This is a genomic window from Streptomyces sp. NPDC107559, assembly GCF_055657365.1.
In genome coordinates this window covers 36,095-55,270 of sequence record NZ_JBVKBD010000007.1, presented here as the reverse complement: position 1 = coordinate 55,270, position 19,176 = coordinate 36,095, and the positions used below count along the sequence as shown (strand labels likewise).

Below are 19,176 nucleotides of genomic sequence, written 5' to 3'. Positions count from 1 at the left end.
GCGCGAGACTGTTCCCATGAGTGAGCGCACCGCCGAACCGAAGACCGTCCTGCTCCGCCGCGGAGAGGTCCACAGCCCTGCCGACCCGTTCGCGACCGCGATGGTCGTCGAGCGCGGCCAGGTCGCCTGGGTCGGTTCCGAGGGTGCCGCCGACGCCTTCGCCGACGGTGTCGACGAGGTGGTCGACCTGGACGGCGCCCTGGTCACCCCGGCCTTCACCGACGCCCATGTGCACAGCACCGCCACCGGCCTCGCGCTGACCGGCCTGGACCTGTCGTCCGCGCCCTCCCTGGCGGCGGCGCTCGACCTGGTGCGGGACTTCGCCGCCCGCCGTCCGGACGACCGGGTGCTGCTCGGCCACGGCTGGGACGCCGCACGCTGGCCCGAACGACGGGCTCCCCGGCGGGACGAGCTGGACGAGGCCGCGGGTGGCCGGCCGCTCTACCTCAGCCGGATCGACGTCCACTCGGCCGCCGTCACCACCGCCCTGCTCGACCTGGCGCCGCACGCGCGCACGGAGCCCGGCTTCGCGGACCGGGAGCCCCTCACCCGCGCGGCCCACCACGCCGTGCGCGCCGCCGCGTTCGCGGCTGTGACGCCGGCGCAGCGCACCGACGCCCAGCGCGCCGCCCTCGCCCACGCGGCCTCCCTGGGCATCGGGTCCGTCCACGAGTGCGGCGGCCCCGAGATCTCCTCCGAGGACGACTTCACCGGCCTGCTGCGGCTCGCCGCCCAGGAGCCGGGGCCGCGGGTCGTCGGCTACTGGGCCGACCGGGACCTCGACAAGGCGCGTGAGCTGGGCGCCCTCGGCGCCGCCGGGGACCTGTTCGTCGACGGCGCCCTCGGCTCCCACACCGCCTGCCTGCACCGGCCCTACACCGACGCCGACCACACCGGCACCGCCTACCTCGACGCCGACGCGGTCGCCGCCCACGTCGCCGCCTGCACCGAGACGGGCCTGCAGGCGGGCTTCCACGCGATCGGCGACGCCGCCGTGACCGCGGTGGTGGAAGGCGTGCGCGCGGCCGCCGAGAAGGTCGGCCTCGCCCGCGTACGGGCTGCCAGGCACCGGGTCGAACACGCCGAGATGCTCACCCCGGAGACCGTCGCGGCCTTCGCCGAGCTGGGGCTGACCGCCTCCGTCCAGCCCGCCTTCGACGCGCTGTGGGGCGGCGAGGACGGCATGTACGCCGACCGGCTGGGCGCCGAGCGGGCCCGGACGCTGAACCCCTTCGCGGCGCTGCTGCGGGCCGGTGTGCCGCTGGCCTTCGGCTCCGACTCCCCGGTCACGCCCCTCGACCCCTGGGGCACGGTCCGGGCCGCCGCCTTCCACCGCACGCCCGAGCACCGCGTCTCCGTCCGTGCCGCGTTCACGGCGCATACGCGTGGCGGCTGGCGCGCGATCGGACGCGACGACGCGGGCATCCTGGTGCCGGGCGCGCCCGCGGACTACGCCGTGTGGCGCACCGACGCCCTGGTCGTCCAGGCCCCGGACGACCGGGTCGCGCGCTGGTCCACCGACCCCCGCTCCGGCACCCCCGGCCTGCCCGACCTCACCCCCGGCGCCGACCTTCCCGTCTGCCTGCGCACGGTGGTGGGCGGACGGACGGTCTTCGTACGGCCGGGCGAGTGATCCGGCGCGGCAGGCGGGCGGCCGCCCACCTGCCGCCGATTGTCGCGAAACCTGTGTATCCGCGGCGCTGACCAGCACGTTTGTGGAGAACCAGCAGGTCGGACGGCTGTTGACAGGTCACGGCAGGGGGCCGGTAGGTTCGGCGGAGTCCACCACCGGACGCCCGAACCGGGGAACGTCCGCGCACTCGTCGCAGCGCTGCTGGGTCAGGGACGGTGTGCCGTACCGGGGCACCTCCACTGGGAGCCAGGCTCAGCGTCCGCGCCGACGAGGGAACGTTCCGGCCGGTCGGCAAGGTGTGACCGGGATGGGGCCCGGGCGCTCAGTAGACAACGGCTTTCGGTCGACCCGCAGCCAGCGGGCCCCAGGTCGGCCCGAAGAGCGCCGGGCCCCCATCCGCCGTACCCGGTCGGCGATCCGCAGGCCGTCTTCCGGCCGTCGCCGCCCCCGACCGCCGCTGCTCCCGGGCCGCTGCTCCGCGGCCGCCGTCGCCGGTCACCGATCGGGCCGATCACGGGCGAAAAGTATGTTCTTACCCCGCTCTTGTCGAATCGACACCGCCATAGGTCGGTGCTGTCACGTCAGCGCAGGCGGTGGCCACTATGGTGGACCTCTGCGTACGGAAATGAAGGGGCAGCAGTGAACGACGGCGACGGGACCCTTGCGGGACAGGCCCGGGGCAGGCAGTTCGGCCCGCTCGGCACGGCCTTGGTGATCATCCCCACCTACAACGAGGCGGAGAACATCAAGACGATCGTCGGCCGGGTGCGCAAGGCGGTTCCCGAGGCACACGTGCTCGTGGCCGACGACAACAGCCCCGACGGCACCGGCAAGCTCGCGGACGAGCTGGCGGCCGAGGACGGACAGGTCCATGTGCTGCACCGCAAGGGCAAGGAGGGCCTCGGTGCCGCCTACCTCGCGGGCTTCCGCTGGGGTCTGGAGCACGACTACGGCGTCCTGATCGAGATGGACGCCGACGGCTCCCACCAGCCCGAGGAGCTGCCCCGGCTGCTGACCGCGCTCAAGGGCGCGGACCTCGTCCTCGGCTCCCGCTGGGTGCCGGGCGGCCGGGTGGTGAACTGGCCCAGGTCCCGCGAGTTCATCTCCCGGGGCGGCAGCCTCTACTCGCGCATCGCCCTCGACCTGCCGCTGCGCGACATCACCGGCGGCTACCGCGCCTTCCGCCGCGAGACCCTCGAGGGCCTCGGGCTCGACGAGGTCTCCTCCCAGGGCTACTGCTTCCAGGTCGACCTGGCCCGGCGTGCCGTCAAGGCGGACTACCACGTGGTCGAGGTCCCCATCACCTTCGTGGAGCGCGAGCTCGGCGACTCCAAGATGAGCAAGGACATCCTCGTCGAGGCGCTGTGGCGGGTCACGGCGTGGGGCGTGGGGGAGCGGGTCGGCAAGCTCACGAGCCGGGGCGGAGCCACGAAGCCGCCGAAGCGGTAGTCGTACGCAGCACGTGGTCACAGGGTGCCCGACGGTCGCACGGGCACCCTTGATCAGCCCCTTATCCGGCACTGAGCCCGGTCCGGGCACACTGGATGCATGACGACAGGCGTTCCGACCCCCTCCTCCACCCGACCCCCGCGTTCCCGGCTGCGGACCTTCCTGCCCCTGGGCGTGGCGGCGTGGGTGGTGCTGGAGATCTGGCTGCTGACCGTGGTCGCGGGAGCGACGAGCGGCTTCACGGTGTTCCTGCTGCTGGTGGCCGGGTTCGTGCTGGGCGCGGTGGTCGTCAAGCGGGCCGGCCGACGCGCCTTCCGCAACCTGAACGAGGCGCTCCAGGGCGGCGGCTCCCCGTCGAAGGGCGGCGGCAACGGCCTGCTCATGCTCGGCGGGCTGCTGCTGATGATCCCCGGCCTGATCTCGGACGCCCTGGGCCTGCTCCTGCTGATCCCGCCGGTCCAGAAGGTCCTGGCCCGTTACGCGGAGCGCTCCTTCCACCGCACCCTGCGCCGCTCCGCCCCCGGCACCTTCGGCGACGCCTTCCAGCAGGCCAGGATCCACCGCCCCGACGGCAAGGTCGTCCAGGGCGAGGTCGTCAGGGACCGGCCGAGCGAGACGCCCCCGGGACCGCGCCCGCCGCTGACGCGGTGAACGGGCCGGCCGCAGACGTACAAGACCGCGGGCGCCGTACCGGAAATCCGGTACGGCGCCCGCGGTCTTGTACGTGGTGCGCTGTATGCCGCTCGGATCCCGCGGGGATCAGGCGGACTTGCGGCTGTCGCGGGGATGGACCGCCAGGTTCATCGCCCCGGACCGCAGAACTGCCAGACGCTCCTCGAGGACCTCTTCGAGCTCCTCGCGGGTGCGCCGCTCCATCAGCATGTCCCAGTGGGTACGCGCGGGCTTGGCCTTCTTCTCCTCAGGGCCGTCGCCGTCCACCAGGAGTGACGTGGCCCCGCAGACCTTGCACTCCCACTCCGGCGGGATCTCCGCCTCGACCGAGAAGGGCATCTCGAAGCGATGTCCCTTCTCGCATGCGTACTCCACGGCCTGGCGCGGGGCCAGGTCGATGCCGCGGTCCGTCTCGTAGCTGGTCACCACGAGGCGCGTGCCGCGAAGAGCTCGCTCACTCATGAATCGTGCCTCCCGGGCTTGTCGCCCACAGGACAGGTGTCGCTGTCGTCGTCATCCGGTCAACGTCCGGTCGGCGGTAAAGATTCCCGTTCCGGGTCATGCGTCGCCGTCGTAGCCGCCCCTTGTTGTACCCACCAGCGCCCGGTTTGTCACATCTGCTAGCAGATGTCACACAGCGTTTCGGCATCTTTGACGCGCAGTAACGGTACGTCTGGCAGGCCAAACGCGTACACTACCGCCCTTTCGCCCTGAGTGCTAAATCTTCGCCGGTACGGGATTGCCCGCGTCGCCGATCGCCCGCCGGACCGGGACCCGCGCGAGCAGCGCGAACCCCACGACGAAGAAGATCACCAGCGAGATGATCGCGTCCCGGTAGCTTCCGGTCAGCTGGTAGGTGATCCCGAACAGCAGGGGGCCCAACCAGCTCATGCCCCGGTCGCTCATCTCGTACGCCGAGAAGTACTCGGCCTCCTTGCCGGGCGGGACCAGATGGGAGAACAGGGAGCGCGAGAGCGCCTGGCTGCCGCCGAGCACCAGCCCGATCGCGGCCGCCAGGGCGAAGAAACCGGCCGGCGCGCCGGCCGGCAGGAAGTAGCCGGCGCCCAGGGTGACCGTCCACGCCACCAGCGAGCCGAGGATCGTGCGTTTGGCCCCGTACGTCCGGGCCAGCCGCCCCATCGCCAGCGCGCCCGCCACCGCCAGCACCTGGACCAGCAGCACGGCCCCGATCAGCGTGGACTGACCGAGCCCCAGCTCCTCGGAGCCGTACACCGAGGCCTGCGAGATCACCGTCTGGATGCCGTCGTTGTAGATGAGATAGGCGAGCAGGAAGGCCAGCGTCAGCGGGTGACGGCGCATGTCCCGCACGGTCGCCACGAGCTGCCGCAGCCCGGGGGCCGTGGCCTCCCGCGTCGCCGAGCGCCGGTCGCGCAGCCGCCGCAGCGGCACGAGTGTGAACGCGCCCCACCACAGACCCGCCGACGCCAGGCAGATCCGTACGGCCATGGTCTCCGAGACGCCGAAGGAGTCATGGGCCATGTACAGCACCAGGTTCGCCACCAGGACCAGGGCCCCGGCCGCGTACCCGAAGGCCCAGCCGCGGGAGGAGACCGCGTCGCGCTCCTCGGGCGGCGCGATCTGCGGCAGGTAGGAGTTGTAGAGCATCATCGCCACCGACTGCGCGGCGTTCGCGACGACCAGCAGGGCGCCGCCGAGCAGATAGCGGTCGCCGTCGAGGAGGAACATGCCCGTCGTCGCCGCGGCCCCCACATAGGCGGCCGCGCCCAGCAGGGGCTTCTTGCGGCCCGTCCGGTCGGCGGCGGCCCCGACCAGCGGCATCACCACGACGGCCACGATCACCGACAGGGACACCGAGTAGGCGAAGAACGAGCCCGCGCGCACCGGCACACCCAGCGGATGGACGTATCCGTCGGCGTCCGCGGCCGCCTTGGCGACCGAGGTCAGATAGGGGCCGAGGAACACGGTGAGCACGCTCGTCGAGTAGACGGAGCACGCCCAGTCGTAGAAATACCAGCCGCGCTGCTCGCGCCGCCGGTCGGCGGTCTCGTCGGCCGTCGTGGTCCGCACGGTGTCGATGCCCACCCGCGCCCCTCGCTTCCCCGCTGGAGGTGGTGTGCGAAGGGCGGGGCCGGTGCTTCCGGGCTCAGACCCAGACGCCCCGGTCCTCCATGACCTTGCGCAACGTGTCGATGTGATCGGTCATGATGCCATCGACTCCCAGGTCGAGAAGCCGGTGCATCCGATCCGCCTCGTTGATCGTCCACACGTGCACCTGGAGCCCGCGCGCGTGGGCGGTGCGCACGAAGCGCCGGTCCACCACCTGGATGCCCGACTGGGTCTCGGGCACCTGGGCCGCGACGGCCGAGTCGCGCAGCGCGGCCGGCACCCCCCAGGACCGCAGCCGCAGGTTGAGCACCCCGCGGGTGCCGTACGACGTCGCCAGCCGGGGCCCGGCCAGCCGCTGCGCGCGCACGACGCGGGCCTCGGAGAAGGAGCCGACGCAGACCCGGTCCCAGGCGTCGGTCCGGGCGATCAGGTTCAGCAGCGGGTGCAGCGCGGGCTCCGCCTTGATGTCGACGTTCCAGCGCACCTCGGGGAACGTCTCCAGGAGCTCCTCGAACAGCGGCACCGGTTCCTTGCCGCCCACGCGCGCGTGGCTCACGTCCTCCCAGCGCAGGTCCGCGATCCGGCCCGCGCCGTCCGTCACCCGGTCCAGCGTCGAGTCGTGGAAGGCGACGAGCCTGCCGTCCCGGGTGGCGTGCACGTCCGTCTCGATGTAGCGGTAGCCCGCCTCGACCGCGCGCCTGAACTGCGCCACGGTGTTCTCCAGACCGTCCGCGGCCCCGCCGCGGTGGGCGAAGGCGATCGGGCCCGGGTGATCGAGGTACGGGTGGCGTATGTGCGTGGTCACGGACGCAGTATCGCTCGCCCGGGTGTCCCGGCGGCAACCACCGGACTGCTGCCGGATGCCGCCGGAGCGGCGAACACCCGCAGGAAGAGCTGGGCGAGCGGGCCGATCGACACGGCGTACACCACGGTGCCGACCCCGACGGTCCCGCCGAGGCAGAAGCCGGTGACGACGACCGCCACCTCGACGGCCGTCCGCATCAGCCGGATCGAGCGGCCCGTACGGCGGTGCAGTCCCGTCATCAGCCCGTCGCGCGGGCCCGCTCCGAAGCTCGCGGTGATGTAGAGACCGGTGGCCACGCCGTTGAGAAGGACGCCGGCCAGCAGCAGCGCCACCCGGACGGCGAGGCCGTGGACCTGGGGGAGCAGCGTGAGCGTGCCGTCCATGGCCAGGCCGACGACGAACACGTTGGACACCGTGCCGAGGCCGGGGCGCTGCCGCAGCGGTATCCACAGCAGCAGCACCGCCGCGCCCACGACGATCGACACCACACCGATCGTCAGACCGGTGCGCTCGGCGAGCCCCTGGTGCAGCACGTTCCAGGGCTCCAGGCCGAGGTCCGCCCGCACCAGCAGAGCGGAGCTCGCGCCGTACAGCACAAGGCCGGCGTAGAGCTGGATCAGCCGTCGCGCGAGGGGCTGTGACGCGGACACGGGGGCTCCCTGTGGTGGTAGTGGCCTGGCGCATGACACTCTGTGGCTCGGAAACCAGAGTCAACCATGGCCAATTCGAGGAAGGTGGACTGGAAAAATGACGCAGTGGACTTCCGCGGTGGGGGCCGCTCAGCTCGCCCGGCTGCTCAAGTCGCAGCAGGACCGCCCCGCGGGCCCCGGCACCCGCCGCCCGCCCGCCTACCGTGCGCTGGCCGACGGCATCCGGCTGCTGGTCCTGGAAGGCAGAGTGCCGGTCGCCGCCCGGCTGCCCGCCGAACGCGAGCTGGCCCTCTCCCTGGCCGTGAGCCGCACCACGGTCGCCACCGCCTTCGAGACGCTGCGCACCGAGGGTTTCCTGGAGTCCCGGCGCGGCGCCGGCAGCTGGACGGCCGTACCGGCCGGGAACCCGCTCCCGGCCCGCGGCCTCGAACCCCTGCCGCCCGAGGCGCTGGGATCGGTGATCGACCTCGGCTGCGCGGCCCTGCCCGCGCCGGAGCCATGGCTGACCCGGGCGGTGCAGGGCGCCCTGGAGGAACTGCCTCCGTACGCCCACACGCACGGCGACTACCCGGCCGGGCTGCCCGCGCTGCGCACGATGATCGCCGAGCGGTACACCGCGCGCGGGATCCCGACCATGCCCGAACAGATCATGGTGACGACCGGCGCGATGGGCGCCATCGACGCGATCTGCCATCTCTTCGCCGGCCGTGGCGAGCGCATCGCGGTCGAGTCGCCGTCGTACGCCAACATCCTCCAGCTGATGCGGGAGGCGGGTGCCCGGCTGGTGCCCGTCGCGATGGCGGAGGGGCTCGCCGGATGGGACCTGGAGCGCTGGCGGCAGGTGCTGCGCGAGGCCGCGCCGCGGATGGCGTACATCGTCGCCGACTTCCACAACCCGACCGGCGCGCTGGCCGCCGAGGACCAGCGGCGACGGCTGGTGGAGGCGGCGCGCTCGGCGGGCACCGTGCTCGTCTGCGACGAGACCATGAACGAACTCTGGCTGGACGACGACGTCGAGATGCCCCGGCCGGTGTGCGGCTTCGACCCGGCCGGATCCACGGTGATCACCGTGGGGTCGGCCAGCAAGGCCTTCTGGGCGGGCATGCGCATCGGCTGGGTCCGGGCGGCGCCGGACGTGATCCGCAGCCTGGTCGCCGCCCGCGCGTACGCCGACCTCGGCACCCCCGTACTTGAGCAGCTCGCGGTGAACTGGCTGTTCAGCACCGGTGGCTGGGAGCAGGCCGTGCAGCTGCGGCGCACCCAGGCCCGGGACAACCGCGACGCGCTCGTGGCGGCGGTACGGCGGGAGCTGCCGACGTGGGAGTTCGAGGTGCCCCGAGGCGGGCTCACGCTGTGGGTGCGGGCGGGCGGACTGTCCGGCTCGCGGCTCGCCGAGGCGGGGGAGCGGGTCGGGGTGCGGGTGCCCTCGGGGCCCCGCTTCGGCGTGGACGGGGCCTTCGAGGGCTATGTGCGGCTGCCGTTCACCGTGGGCGGCTCGGTGGCGGACGAGGCCGCGGCACGACTGGCGGCCGCCGCGCGGCTGGTGGAGAGCGGCGGGACCACGGGGGCGGAGGCGCCTCGCACCTTCGTGGCGTAGCGGCAGGGGCCAGGCCGGGGGGCGTACGGCCGTGGTCAGGCCGGGGCGAGGGGCGTACGGCCGTGGTCAGGCCTGCTCCACCACCACCGCCTTCGCCGGCACCGGCTCCGTGGGCACCCGCTCGGGGTCCTGTTCCTGCTCCTGCTGTCCCGGCTGTGCGTCCGCCGGCGTCGAGCGCTGGGGAAGCAGCGCCAGCACGGCCTGCCGATGTGCGTCGGAGGTCGCGTCGTCGTAGGGGTCGGGCGTGGCCGGGACCTGGAGGCGGTGCACCGGGCCGACACCCAGCCGGGCGTACCCGCGGCCGGGCGGCACATGGCCGGCGGGCGTGGTGTGCGGGGGAGCGCCCAGGACGGCCTCGACCTGCTGCGCCGTGACCTGGCCGAGCACCGCACGGGCGCGGGTGTGCTGACGTACCGCGTCGCTGAGCGTGTCCAGGGCGTCGAACTGTTCGGCCACGACCACCGTCACATGGGCCGCGCGGCCGTGCCGCAGGGGCACCTGGAGCAGCGACTGGGGATCCGTGCGGCCGTCGGCGGCGGCGAGGTGCGTGAACGCGCCGGGCCGGTCGAGGAGGATCCACAGCGGCCGTCTGGTGTCCTCCGGCGGCGGGTGGCCCTCCTGGCGGGCGCGGTTGGCGGCGATCAGACGGCGTTCCGTCTCGTGGGCGGCCCACTCCAGACTGGCCAGGGTCCCGGACAGCCCGCACTCGACCGCCAGGACTCCGTCCCGGCCGGTGAGACAGGCGTACTCGCCGGTGCCGCCGCCCTCGACGATGAGCACGTCACCGTGCTGAAGGGCTTGCAGCGCGATGGAGCGCAGCAGCGTGGAGGTGCCGCTGCCGGGCTGGCCCACCGCCAGCAGATGCGGTTCGGTGGAGCGCATTCCGGTGCGCCAGACCACCGGGGGGACGTCCCGCTGCTCCTCGCCGAAGGACAGGGGCAGGGTGCGCTGGATCTGGGTGGGGTCGGTGAAGCCGAGCACCGTCTCGCCCGGTGCCGTGACGAAGCGCTGGGCGGCGGTGTCGGTGGGGAGCGGGGGGAGGGCCGTGACCGTGACCTGGTTGCCCTCCTCGTCCCAGCCGAAGTGGTACTCGCGGCCGCGGCCCGACTTGGCCGTGAGCAGGTTCTCGATCCGGGTGCGCGACGCGGCCTCGCCGTCCGTGAAGTAGGCCGGGTAGCGGATCACCAGGTGGGTGAGGCGGCCCGTGTCGTCGAACTCGTACGCCGGGAAGGTCTTCTCCCAGTCGCCGCCGTGCGCGTACAGCGGCGCGGGGTCCTTGGCGGCCGAGAAGTACGGGACCAGGGCCTCGTGCAGCGACTGGAGGCGCTGCGTCTGGGTCTCGTCGGGGCCGTCGGGCTCCGGCGGGGTGCGGTCCCTGCCGTGCCAGGCTGCCGCCGCCATGAGTGTGACGGCGGCAAGCAGTGGGCCGTAGGGCACGAGCACCACGACCAGGATCGCCGAGGCCACCATGAACAGCAGGGGACCCCGCTTGTCCTTGGGAGTCTCGGCCACCTTGCGCCGCCCGGCCGAGGCCAGTCGGCGCAGACCACGAGCGATCGTGATCAGCGGATGCAGGACATCGGTGGCGCTGTCCGCCGCCGTCCGGGCCAGCTCCCGGCTCCGGGCGATCTGCGCGCTGCCGTTGCTCAGAATGCGAGGGAGGGGGCGCCGGGCCACTGCGGTCTCCTGGAGGTGGGTGGGGACGGGGTCAGAACTTGATGCCGCCGAGGAGGCTCGCCAGACTCTCCCCGCCGGCCTTGATGCTCGGGGCGATGGCGGTGCTCGCCAGGTAGAAACCGAACAGGGTGGACGCCAGGCAGTGCGACGGCTTGAGACCGTCCTTGCGGAAGAAGAGGAAGACGACGATGCCGAGCAGGACCACACCTGAGATGGACAGGATCATTTGAGCTCTCCTGGTTCGTGGGGACAGTCACCATGAGTACTTCCAGGATCACAGGATGTATCCATAGGATAAAAGGTGCAACTGGGTGAAATCTCAGCGATTTCCCCCGACTGGCGGAAGCCCTGATGGGCCGCCTGAGCAGGAAGATTGCGTCGAACGGGTCCTGCGGGGATCTTTGCCGCGACGGGTCCGGTCATGTCTCCGTCGAGCCAGTACGCTGGCGAATCACCCGTACGGCCGCATCACCCGTGGCCGTAGGCTTGCTCCCCACGGGACCCAGGGTTCCGCGGCCCGCAGGCCCGCAGACGCGTGGGTCCCCAGTCCCCGACGTCCGTAGCGAGAGGCGGTCAGGCCGATGACCGATGTCCCCGACCCCGAGGTCGTGGAACTGGCGACCAGGATCTTCGACCTGGCTCGGCGGGGCCGGACCGAGGAGCTCGTGGCGTACGTAGACGCGGGCGTACCGGCCGGTCTCACCAACGACCGCGGCGACTGCCTGGTCATGCTGGCCGCCTACCACGGTCACGCGCAGACGGTACGCGCGCTGCTGGCCCGTGGGGCGGAGGCCGACCGGGTCAACGACCGGGGGCAGACCCCGCTCGCCGGTGCTGTCTTCAAGGGCGAGACGGAGGTCGTCACGGTGCTCCTGGAGGCCGGCGCCGATCCGGCGGCCGGTACTCCGTCCGCCGTCGACACCGCGCGCATGTTCGGTAAAGCGGAGCTGCTGGAACTGTTCGGTCTGACCTGAACCGGCTGCTTCGAGCAGCCGGGACGGGTTTCCTGACCAGACATGACACACCACACGGGGAGGCGGAGCGGGGCCGCCGGAAATTTCGGTCGCGGCAGACGGAAGTGCCGAGTCATCATGACGTCGTGATTCACGGACGCGATGGCTGGGCAGACGTTGCCGCACCGCGCGGGCCGTGATGCGGTCCGCATGGGCCACCGACGAGAGGCAGAGGAAAATGGTCTACAGCAAGCAGGAAGCGGCGGGCGCCCCGACGTGTTGTCACGCGGCCAGGTAATGCACGTCCCCGGTTGCGTCGACGCTTGATGTGAGGCTGTTTCCCATGTTCGATCCGGTCATAGCGCCCAGCGGTACGCTGCTCGGCCTGCTCCAGCGGGGGCGCGGCGACGGCACACTGCACGCGCTCACCGCCCCGCGCGCCGAAGCGCTCGCGGCCCTGAACCACTGTGTGCTGCGGGACCCCCGCCACGACTGGCAGGTGGAGAACCGCTCCCTCTACTACGCCCGACTCCACCTGGATCTCGACGGCGACCTCGGCGCGATCGAGGCCCATCTCTTCGATGCCGAGGACGCCTTCGACACCGGCGAGTCGCGCACCGGGCTGGCCCTCGCCGTGCTCGGTCATCTCGCCTCCTACGGCCGGCGGGACGCCCTCGAACTGCTGCGCAGATACGCCGCCTCCGGCTCCAACTGGGCCTGGGCCCTGGACGAGCTGGCCCTGCGCGACGACGACGCCGGCCTGCGCGCCCTGGCCGCCCCCGTCCTCGCGCGGTTCGCCACCGACGCCGAGGGCGAGGCCGAGCTGGCCGCGGTGGTGCGCGACGCCTTCGAGCCCCGGCCCTGGCGGCTGTGGGCCGAGGACCCGCGCGAGTACGTCTCCGCCCGGGTGCGCGCCGCCCACGAGGCCGGCTGCTTCGACCGATGGCAACGCCAGATGCGGCCGAGCGGCCCCCGGCCGGGATGGAGCGTGCGCGCCGTCTTCGAGTGGGCCCAGCAGGGCATCGAACGGGGCGCCGCCCTGCATGTGCCCGCAGCCCGCTGTCTGGTGGCCGTGGCCGGCCCCGAGGACCGGCCGGAGATCCTCCAGGCCGCCCGGGACGGCGACGACGGCGCCCGCTGCACCGCGTTGCGCTATCTCGCCGATCGTGACGATCCCGACGCCCTCGACCTGATCGAGGGGGCCGTGGCCACCGGTTCCGCCACCGTCGTCGACGCCGCCGTCGACGCCTTCGAACGCATGCGCGGTGCCGACGCCGTCGACCGTGCCCGCGGCTGGGCCCGCCGGCCCGATCCGCTCGGTGCCGCCGCCGGGCGCGTGCTCGCCTGCCGGGGCGGCGCCCAGGACAGCGACCTGGTCCTCGGGGCCCTGCGCGAGGCCGTACGCGGGGAAGGCCCCGACGCGCCGACCCTGTGGACCCTCGTCGACGGCACCGGGCGGCTCGGCATCGCCTGCGCGGCCCCTGTCCTGCGTCATATCTACCGCGAGACGGCCTCGTCCCATCTGCGGGGACGCTGCGCACGGGCGCTGGCCGCCACCGACCCGGCCTTCGCCGTGGGATTCGCCGTCGAGTGCCTCTGGGACTGCGAGGAGTCCACCCGCGAGGTCGCCGCCCGGCACGCCGAGACGGGTGACGCGCGCGTGGTGGAGCGCCTGCGCCGGCTGGCCGCGGACCCGGCGGAGGAGGACGAGGTCCAGACGGCCGTCCGCAGCCGCATCGGCCCGGACGCCGCAGCGATGTGAACCGGCCGGGGCCGCGCCGACGCGGACGGCCCCGCCCGGCTCTCGAATCCGCCCCGGCCACGTCGGCCGGGGCGGTGTGCGTCGTGCTCCCGGGCCGGACCGGGGCGGCGGTTCCGGTGCGGTGACCCGGGCGGGACCGGATCGGGCGCTCGGCGCGTCGCGGCACGTCGTATGAACTTCGGGTGACCCGCAGACCAGGTGCGCATGGACGCGGCCTGGCCTGCTCGGGTGTGCAGCGCAACGCTCATGGGACGTTCCTCGTTCGGAAAGATCCACGTTGTCGCGACCACGTCCAGCACGGCGAGAACACCCGTATGCGTGTCGTCATCGTGACCGAATCCTTTCCCCCCGATGTGAACGGCGTGGCCCACTGCGCGCTCCAGACCGCCCGGCACCTCGTCGATCGCGGTCACGCTCCTGTTGTCGTCGCTCCGGCCACCTCCCCCAAGTTCACGGCCCCGCTCGACCAGGCAGGAGCCGCCATCGGCAGCGGGCCCGACGCCCACGCGCCGTGCCCCGTCGTCCGCATCCCTTCCCTACCGCTCCCCGGCTACCCCCAGGTCCGCGTGGCCCTCCCCAGCCGGCGTGTCGCCGCGGCCATCAGCGAGCACCGCGCCGACATCGTCCACCTGGCCAGTCCCTTCGTCCTCGGTGTCCGCGGCATGGCGGCCGCCGCCCGGCTGGGCCTGCCCGCCGTGGCCGTCTACCAGACCGACCTCGCCGGGTACGCCCGTACGTACATGGGCGCGGGCGAGGCCGCGGCCTGGCGGCGCATACGCTCCGTGCACGCCGCCGCCGACCTCACGCTCGCCCCGTCCAGCGCGGCCCAGCGCGACCTGGAGGCCCATGCCGTGCCCCGGGTGAAGCTGTGGCCCCGCGGTGTGGACACCGACCGCTTCCGCCCCGAGCACCGCGACGAGGAACTGCGGCGCGAACTCGCCCCCAACGGCGAGCTGATCGTGGGCTACGTCGGACGGCTCGCCCCCGAGAAGCAGGTCGAGCTCCTGGCCGGCGTCTGCGGCCTGGACGGCGTGAAGGTCGTGGTGGTCGGCGACGGGCCCAGCCGGGCGAGCCTCGGCGAGGCGCTGCCCGGCGCCGTCTTCCTGGGCCGACGGACCGGCCACGACCTCGCCCGGATCTTCGCCTCCCTGGACGTCTTCGTGCACACCGGCCCCTTCGAGACCTTCTGCCAGACCGTGCAGGAGGCCATGGCCAGCGGTGTGCCCGTGGTGGCGCCCGCGGCCGGCGGTCCGCTGGACCTGGTCGACCACGGCCGCACCGGGCTGCTGGTGCCGCCGCGCGACGCCGACGCCGTACGGAACGCGGTGGCGTCGCTGGCCGCCGACCCCGCCCTGCGCGCCGCCTACGGCGCCGCCGGACACGCCACGGTCGAGGGCCGCACCTGGGCGGCCGTCGGCGACCTGCTCATCGGGCACTACGCGGACGTCCTGGCCGCGCGGAAGCGGAAGCCGGTGGTGGCGGCATGAGCGGGTTGCGCATCGTCAGGCTCGCCAACTTCGTCGCCCCCGCCTCCGGCGGGCTGCGCACCGCGCTGCGCGAGCTGGGCAAGGGCTTCAAGGCCGCGGGACACGAGCCGGTCCTGATCGTGCCCGGCGAGCGGCACACGGACAGCGAGACCGAGCAGGGCCGGGTGATCACCCTGCCCGGCCCGCTGCTGCCCGGCACCGGCGGCTATCGCGTCCTCACCGACAAGCGGCGCGTGGCCCGGCTCCTGGAGGAACTCGGCCCCGACCGGCTGGAGGTGTCCGACCGTACGACCCTGCGGTGGACCGGCCGGTGGGCGCGGCGCGCCCGGGTCCCGGCCGTGATGGTCTCCCACGAGACCGCCGACGGGGTGCTGCGCACCTGGGGCCTGTCGGAGCGGGCGGCGCGCCGCACCGCCGACGCCCTCAACGTGCGGACGGCGCACACCTACTCGCGCGTGGTGTGCACCACCGAGTTCGCCGAGAGGGAGTTCGTCCGCATCGGCGCCCGCAACGTCGTACGGGCTCCGCTCGGTGTCGACCTGGTGCAGCGGCATCCCTCGCTGCGCGACCCGGCGGTGCGCGACCTGCACGCGCGCGAGGACGAGACACTGCTGGTCATGTGCTCCCGGCTGTCCGTGGAGAAGCGCCCCGGCACGGCGCTGGACGCCCTGGAGGCGCTGCTGCGGCGCGGCCGGAAGACGGTGCTGGTGGTCGCGGGGGACGGGCCCCTGCGGCCCCGCCTGGAGCAGCGCGCCAAGGAGCGGGGACTGCCGGTCACCTTCCTCGGACACGTCGCCGACCGCTCGCTGCTCGGCGCGCTCCAGGCCTCCGCCGACGTGTCGCTGGCACCCGGCCCCGCCGAGACCTTCGGGCTCGCCGCGCTGGAGGCGATGGCGTGCGGCACACCGGTGGTGGCGAGCGCGTCCTCCGCGCTGCCCGAGGTGATCGGGGCGGCCGGCGCCACCGCGGCCGACAGCGGAGACGCCTTCGCGGACGCCGTCGAGACCCTCCTCTCCCGGTCCGAGGCCGAGCGGCGCGAAGTGGCACGCGCGCGTGCGGAGTGCTTCGGCTGGGACACGGCGGTCCAGGCGTTCCTGGCCGCACACGACGCTCACGTACCGTCGGTCCGGACGCGTCCTGCCGTGCCGGAGGGCGCCGCATGAGACCCGTCCGCTTCGTGGCCCTCGGCGACTCGCTGACCGAGGGCGTGGGCGACCCGGTGGGCGACCCGGTGCGCGATCCGGCGGACGCCGCGAAATGGCGCGGCTGGGCCGCGCTGCTCGCCGACGGACTCGCCGCCGGGCCCGTGGAGTTCACCAACCTCGCGGTCAGCGGGGCGCAGACGCGCGACGTGCTGGAACGGCAGACGCAGGACGCGCTCCTGCTGGAGCCGGACGTGGTGTCCGTCGTGATCGGCGTCAACGACACGCTGCGCTGCACCTTCGACATCCATGCCGTCGCCGAACGGCTCGACAAGGTGTACGCGGCGTTCACCGCGCGGCGCGCGGTCCTGCTCACGGCCTGCCTGCCCGACCCGGGGTCGATGCTCCGGCTCCCCGGTGCCCTGGCCCGGCCGCTCGCCCGGCGGCAGCGCGCGGTCAACGCCGTGGTGCACGCGCTGTCCGAACGCTACGGGGCGGTGCATCTGCACGCCTCCGAGGAGGAGTGGCTGACCGACCGCGCCATGTGGAGCTCGGACCGGCTGCATCCCGGCGAGCGCGGGCACCGGCAGCTGGCCGTGAGCTTCCACGACCTGCTGGCACAGGCGGGCGTCGCGAAGGGGGCCGCGCCCTCGCCCGAGCCCGAGTTCCCCGCGCCGACCAGATCGGCGAGCCTGCTGTGGCTGGCCACCGCGGGCACCGCCTGGGTGATGCGGCGGTGCACCGACCTGCTGCCGCAGCTGCTCACCCTGGCCGTCGACGAGATGCGCCACCGGGCCCGCGGCACCAGCGCCCGGCTCGACCTGAGAGCCTCCGCGGCGGTCTCCACGGCACTCGCCGCGCTGTCGTCGGTCGATCAGGCGGACGTGGCGTAGGGCCGGTCCGGCCGTCCCCGCGGTCCGGCCGCTCCCGTCGTCCTGCACCCAGTGGCGGCGGGGCGGACGGGAGGGGCCGCGGGGTGGCCGGCGGCGGTCAGACGGGCCCCGGGCGCCCGGAGCGCCGGCGCACGGCCACGAAGCGGACCGGGACCCCGGGCATCGCCTGCGCGGCCGCCGGGAGGTCGGTGGCCCGTACGACCCCGACCACCGGGTAGCCCCCGGTGGTCGGGTGGTCCGCCAGGAAGACCACGGGACGCCCGTCCGGGGGCACCTGGACCGCGCCCAGGACCATGCCCTCGCTGGGCAGTTCACCGGGGCGGGCCCGTTCCAGGGCGGGCCCTTCCGTGCGCAGGCCGATGCGGTTGCTCGCCGCCGACACCCGGTAGGTGCCGGTGGTGAAGGCCCGTACGGCCCGCGGTGTGAACCAGTCGTCGCGCGGGCCGAGCGCCACCCGCAGGACGAGTTCCGTCGGCGGCCTCGGCTGCGGAGCGCTGTCCACGCGCGCGTACCGGCCGGCGGCCCTGCCCAGCGGCAGCACCGAGTCGTCCGTGAGCGGCGGCGGACCGAGCCCCGAGAGCAGGTCCGTGGAGCGGCTGCCGAGGACCGGCTCGACGGCGATGCCGCCGCCGACGCCCACGTAACTGCGCACGCCGTGCACGGCGGCTCCCACGTCGAGGAGAGCCCCGGCCGGCACCCGTACCGGTGCCCCCCAGGCGACCGGCCGCCCGTCCACCGTGACCGGGCAGGGCGCGCCGCCCACCGCCACGGTGACCGCCGAACGCGGGCGCAGCGCACAGCCGTTCAGAGTGGTCTCCAGGACGGCCGCCTCCGGCGGGTTGCCGACCAGCCGGTTGACGAGCGCCGCCGCGGGTCCGTCGAGCGCCCCCGAACGGGGCACACCGAGGTGGGCGTGCCCGGAACGCCCCTGATCCTGCACGGTCGTCAGCGCCCCGGCCCGTACGACGGCGAGCGCGCGGTCCGTCATGCGCCCTCCACCGCGACGAAGCGCACCCGGGTACCCGGTGACAGCAGCGCGGCAGGCACCCGCGCGGGATCCCACAGCTGTGTGTCCGTACGGCCGATCAGCTGCCAGCCGCCCGGCGACGACCGCGGGTACACCCCCGTGTACGGGCCCGCCAGCGCCACCGCCCCGGCCGGCACGGCCGTACGCGGCGTGGCCCGCCGCGGGACCTCGCGGCCCGGCGGCAGACCGGTGAGATAGCCGAAGCCGGGGGCGAAGCCGCAGAACGCGACACGGAATTCGGCGGCCGTGTGGATCCGCGCCACCTCGCACGCCCGGACACCCCAGTGCGCGGCGACGTCCGCGAGGTCGGGGCCGTCGTAGCGCACCGGGATGTCGACCACCTCCGCGGCGCGCGGGACCGTGGCAGGCACTTCGGCGCGGGCCAGTTCGCGGGCCAGCCGGTTTGGGTCCAAGACCCCGTCGAGGAGGACCGTACGGGCCGCCGGGACGATCTCGCGGACGACGAGCAGGCCCTGCGCCCGCCTGCGCACCAGCTCGGCGTGCAGGGCCTGGGCCTCCTCGCCCGAGGAGACCTCGACGAGCAGCGAGTCCTCACCCACGGGCAGCGCCCTCATTCGAACGCCTCCACCCGCACGCCCGACTCCTCCAGCCGCCGCCGGACCCGCCGGGCCAGCTCCACCGCACCGGGCGTGTCGCCGTGCAGGCACAGGGACCGCGCCCGTACCTCGATACGCACCCCCGAGTGGGCCGTGACCGTGCCGGAGCGGGCCAGCTCCACCGAGCGCGCCACGACCGCGGCCGCGTCGGTGACCACCGCGCCGTCCCGGCCGCGCGGCACGAGGGTGCCCTCCTCGGTGTACGCGCGGTCCGCGAAGGCCTCCGCGACGGCCGGCAGTCCGGCTTTCGAGGCCACTTCCAGCAGTCGCGACCCGGGCAGTCCGAGCACCGGCAGCGCAGCGTCGGCCAGGCGCACGCCGTCCACGACGGCGTGCGCCTGCTCCTCGTCGTGCACCACGCGGTTGTACAGCGCGCCGTGCGGTTTGACGTACGCCACGCGTGCGCCGGCCGCGCGGGCGAACACCTCCAGAGCACCGATCTGGTACGCCACCTCGGCGGTCAGCTCGGCGGCCGGGACGTCCATCGCACGCCGTCCGAACCCGGCCAGGTCCCGGTAGGAGACCTGGGCACCGATGGCCACCCCGCGCTCGGCCGCCTGCGCGCACACCCGCCGCATGGTGGCCGCGTCCCCGGCGTGGAAGCCGCACGCCACATTGGCGCTGGTGACGACGGACAGCAGCTGTTCGTCGTCGGTCAGCCGCCAGCGGCCGAAGCCCTCGCCGAGGTCGGCGTTCAGGTCGATGGAGGTCATGGATGTCACGT

Annotated in this window: 18 protein-coding genes; 9 read left to right on the top strand and 9 right to left on the bottom strand. The window is 73.8% G+C overall.

Translation table 11 applies throughout. The features are described 5' to 3' along the window. The first annotated feature begins 16 nt into the window (after positions 1 to 16). The 3 genes from ACZ7OY_RS21500 (at position 17) to fxsA (ending at position 3,733) form a co-directional block, all read left to right on the top strand. Positions 17 to 1,633: an amidohydrolase gene (locus ACZ7OY_RS21500; RefSeq protein ID WP_471912847.1), complete on the top strand. Its 1,617-nt coding sequence runs from the start codon at positions 17 to 19 to the stop codon at positions 1,631 to 1,633. Between the two features lie 639 nt (positions 1,634 to 2,272). Then, entirely contained in the window at positions 2,273 to 3,082 is an 810-nt protein-coding gene (locus ACZ7OY_RS21495; RefSeq protein WP_471912846.1) for a polyprenol monophosphomannose synthase, read from the top strand. A gap of 99 nt (positions 3,083 to 3,181) precedes the next feature. Continuing rightward, on the top strand, positions 3,182 to 3,733 hold the full coding sequence (gene fxsA / locus ACZ7OY_RS21490) for an FxsA family membrane protein (protein WP_471912845.1): 552 nt from the start codon (positions 3,182 to 3,184) through the stop codon (positions 3,731 to 3,733). A 108-nt stretch (positions 3,734 to 3,841) separates the two neighbouring features. On the opposite strand, the gene ACZ7OY_RS21485 is transcribed toward fxsA, so the two are convergent. From ACZ7OY_RS21485 to yczE, 4 genes are all read right to left on the bottom strand, one after another. Continuing rightward, positions 3,842 to 4,216 (bottom strand): RNA polymerase-binding protein RbpA, encoded by a 375-nt coding sequence (locus ACZ7OY_RS21485; protein ID WP_152894188.1) that lies wholly within the window; start codon positions 4,214 to 4,216, stop codon positions 3,842 to 3,844. Between the two features lie 255 nt (positions 4,217 to 4,471). Next, positions 4,472 to 5,818, bottom strand: coding sequence for an MFS transporter (locus tag ACZ7OY_RS21480; RefSeq protein WP_471912844.1), 1,347 nt, complete (start codon positions 5,816 to 5,818; stop codon positions 4,472 to 4,474). Between the two features lie 61 nt (positions 5,819 to 5,879). Beyond that, on the bottom strand, positions 5,880 to 6,647 hold the full coding sequence (locus tag ACZ7OY_RS21475) for a glycerophosphodiester phosphodiesterase (protein ID WP_471912843.1): 768 nt from the start codon (positions 6,645 to 6,647) through the stop codon (positions 5,880 to 5,882). Beyond that, positions 6,644 to 7,297 (bottom strand): membrane protein YczE, encoded by a 654-nt coding sequence (gene yczE, locus ACZ7OY_RS21470; RefSeq protein ID WP_351618501.1) that lies wholly within the window; start codon positions 7,295 to 7,297, stop codon positions 6,644 to 6,646. Before yczE ends, ACZ7OY_RS21475 begins: the two co-directional genes overlap by 4 nt. Positions 7,298 to 7,394: 97 nt before the next feature. Here yczE and ACZ7OY_RS21465 point away from each other — a divergent pair, with 97 nt between their 5' ends. Further along, positions 7,395 to 8,894: an SCO1417 family PLP biosynthesis transcription factor gene (locus tag ACZ7OY_RS21465; RefSeq protein WP_471912842.1), complete on the top strand. Its 1,500-nt coding sequence runs from the start codon at positions 7,395 to 7,397 to the stop codon at positions 8,892 to 8,894. Positions 8,895 to 8,960: 66 nt separating this feature from the next. Here ACZ7OY_RS21465 and ACZ7OY_RS21460 read toward each other — a convergent pair whose 3' ends face one another. Beyond that, positions 8,961 to 10,571 (bottom strand): hypothetical protein, encoded by a 1,611-nt coding sequence (locus ACZ7OY_RS21460; RefSeq protein WP_471912841.1) that lies wholly within the window; start codon positions 10,569 to 10,571, stop codon positions 8,961 to 8,963. Between the two features lie 31 nt (positions 10,572 to 10,602). After that, the gene (locus tag ACZ7OY_RS21455; RefSeq protein ID WP_152894702.1) at positions 10,603 to 10,797 is read right to left on the bottom strand and encodes a hypothetical protein; all 195 of its coding nucleotides are present in this window, start codon (positions 10,795 to 10,797) and stop codon (positions 10,603 to 10,605) included. A 355-nt stretch (positions 10,798 to 11,152) separates the two neighbouring features. Between ACZ7OY_RS21455 and ACZ7OY_RS21450 the strand changes: the two genes are divergently transcribed. The 5 genes from ACZ7OY_RS21450 to ACZ7OY_RS21430 all read left to right on the top strand — a co-directional run bounded on the left by ACZ7OY_RS21450 (position 11,153) and on the right by ACZ7OY_RS21430 (position 16,808). Next, on the top strand, positions 11,153 to 11,545 hold the full coding sequence (locus ACZ7OY_RS21450) for an ankyrin repeat domain-containing protein (protein ID WP_471912840.1): 393 nt from the start codon (positions 11,153 to 11,155) through the stop codon (positions 11,543 to 11,545). A gap of 322 nt (positions 11,546 to 11,867) precedes the next feature. Further along, positions 11,868 to 13,286: a HEAT repeat domain-containing protein gene (locus ACZ7OY_RS21445; RefSeq protein ID WP_471912839.1), complete on the top strand. Its 1,419-nt coding sequence runs from the start codon at positions 11,868 to 11,870 to the stop codon at positions 13,284 to 13,286. A 314-nt stretch (positions 13,287 to 13,600) separates the two neighbouring features. Next, positions 13,601 to 14,773 (top strand): glycosyltransferase family 4 protein, encoded by a 1,173-nt coding sequence (locus ACZ7OY_RS21440; protein ID WP_471912838.1) that lies wholly within the window; start codon positions 13,601 to 13,603, stop codon positions 14,771 to 14,773. After that, entirely contained in the window at positions 14,770 to 15,936 is a 1,167-nt protein-coding gene (locus tag ACZ7OY_RS21435) for a glycosyltransferase (RefSeq protein ID WP_471912837.1), read from the top strand. Before ACZ7OY_RS21440 ends, ACZ7OY_RS21435 begins: the two co-directional genes overlap by 4 nt. After that, positions 15,933 to 16,808: an SGNH/GDSL hydrolase family protein gene (locus ACZ7OY_RS21430; protein WP_471912836.1), complete on the top strand. Its 876-nt coding sequence runs from the start codon at positions 15,933 to 15,935 to the stop codon at positions 16,806 to 16,808. Before ACZ7OY_RS21435 ends, ACZ7OY_RS21430 begins: the two co-directional genes overlap by 4 nt. Before the next feature lie 97 nt (positions 16,809 to 16,905). Here ACZ7OY_RS21430 and ACZ7OY_RS21425 read toward each other — a convergent pair whose 3' ends face one another. The 3 genes from ACZ7OY_RS21425 to ACZ7OY_RS21415 are packed head-to-tail and all read right to left on the bottom strand — an operon-like array spanning position 16,906 to position 19,165. After that, on the bottom strand, positions 16,906 to 17,796 hold the full coding sequence (locus ACZ7OY_RS21425) for a 5-oxoprolinase subunit C family protein (RefSeq protein WP_471912835.1): 891 nt from the start codon (positions 17,794 to 17,796) through the stop codon (positions 16,906 to 16,908). Beyond that, a complete protein-coding gene (locus tag ACZ7OY_RS21420; protein WP_471912834.1) occupies positions 17,793 to 18,410 on the bottom strand; it encodes a 5-oxoprolinase subunit B family protein in 618 nt (205 codons plus the stop codon). Before ACZ7OY_RS21420 ends, ACZ7OY_RS21425 begins: the two co-directional genes overlap by 4 nt. Continuing rightward, the gene (locus tag ACZ7OY_RS21415) at positions 18,407 to 19,165 is read right to left on the bottom strand and encodes a LamB/YcsF family protein (protein WP_471912833.1); all 759 of its coding nucleotides are present in this window, start codon (positions 19,163 to 19,165) and stop codon (positions 18,407 to 18,409) included. The genes ACZ7OY_RS21420 and ACZ7OY_RS21415 overlap by 4 nt, the downstream gene beginning before the upstream one ends. Positions 19,166 to 19,176: the final 11 nt, after the last annotated feature.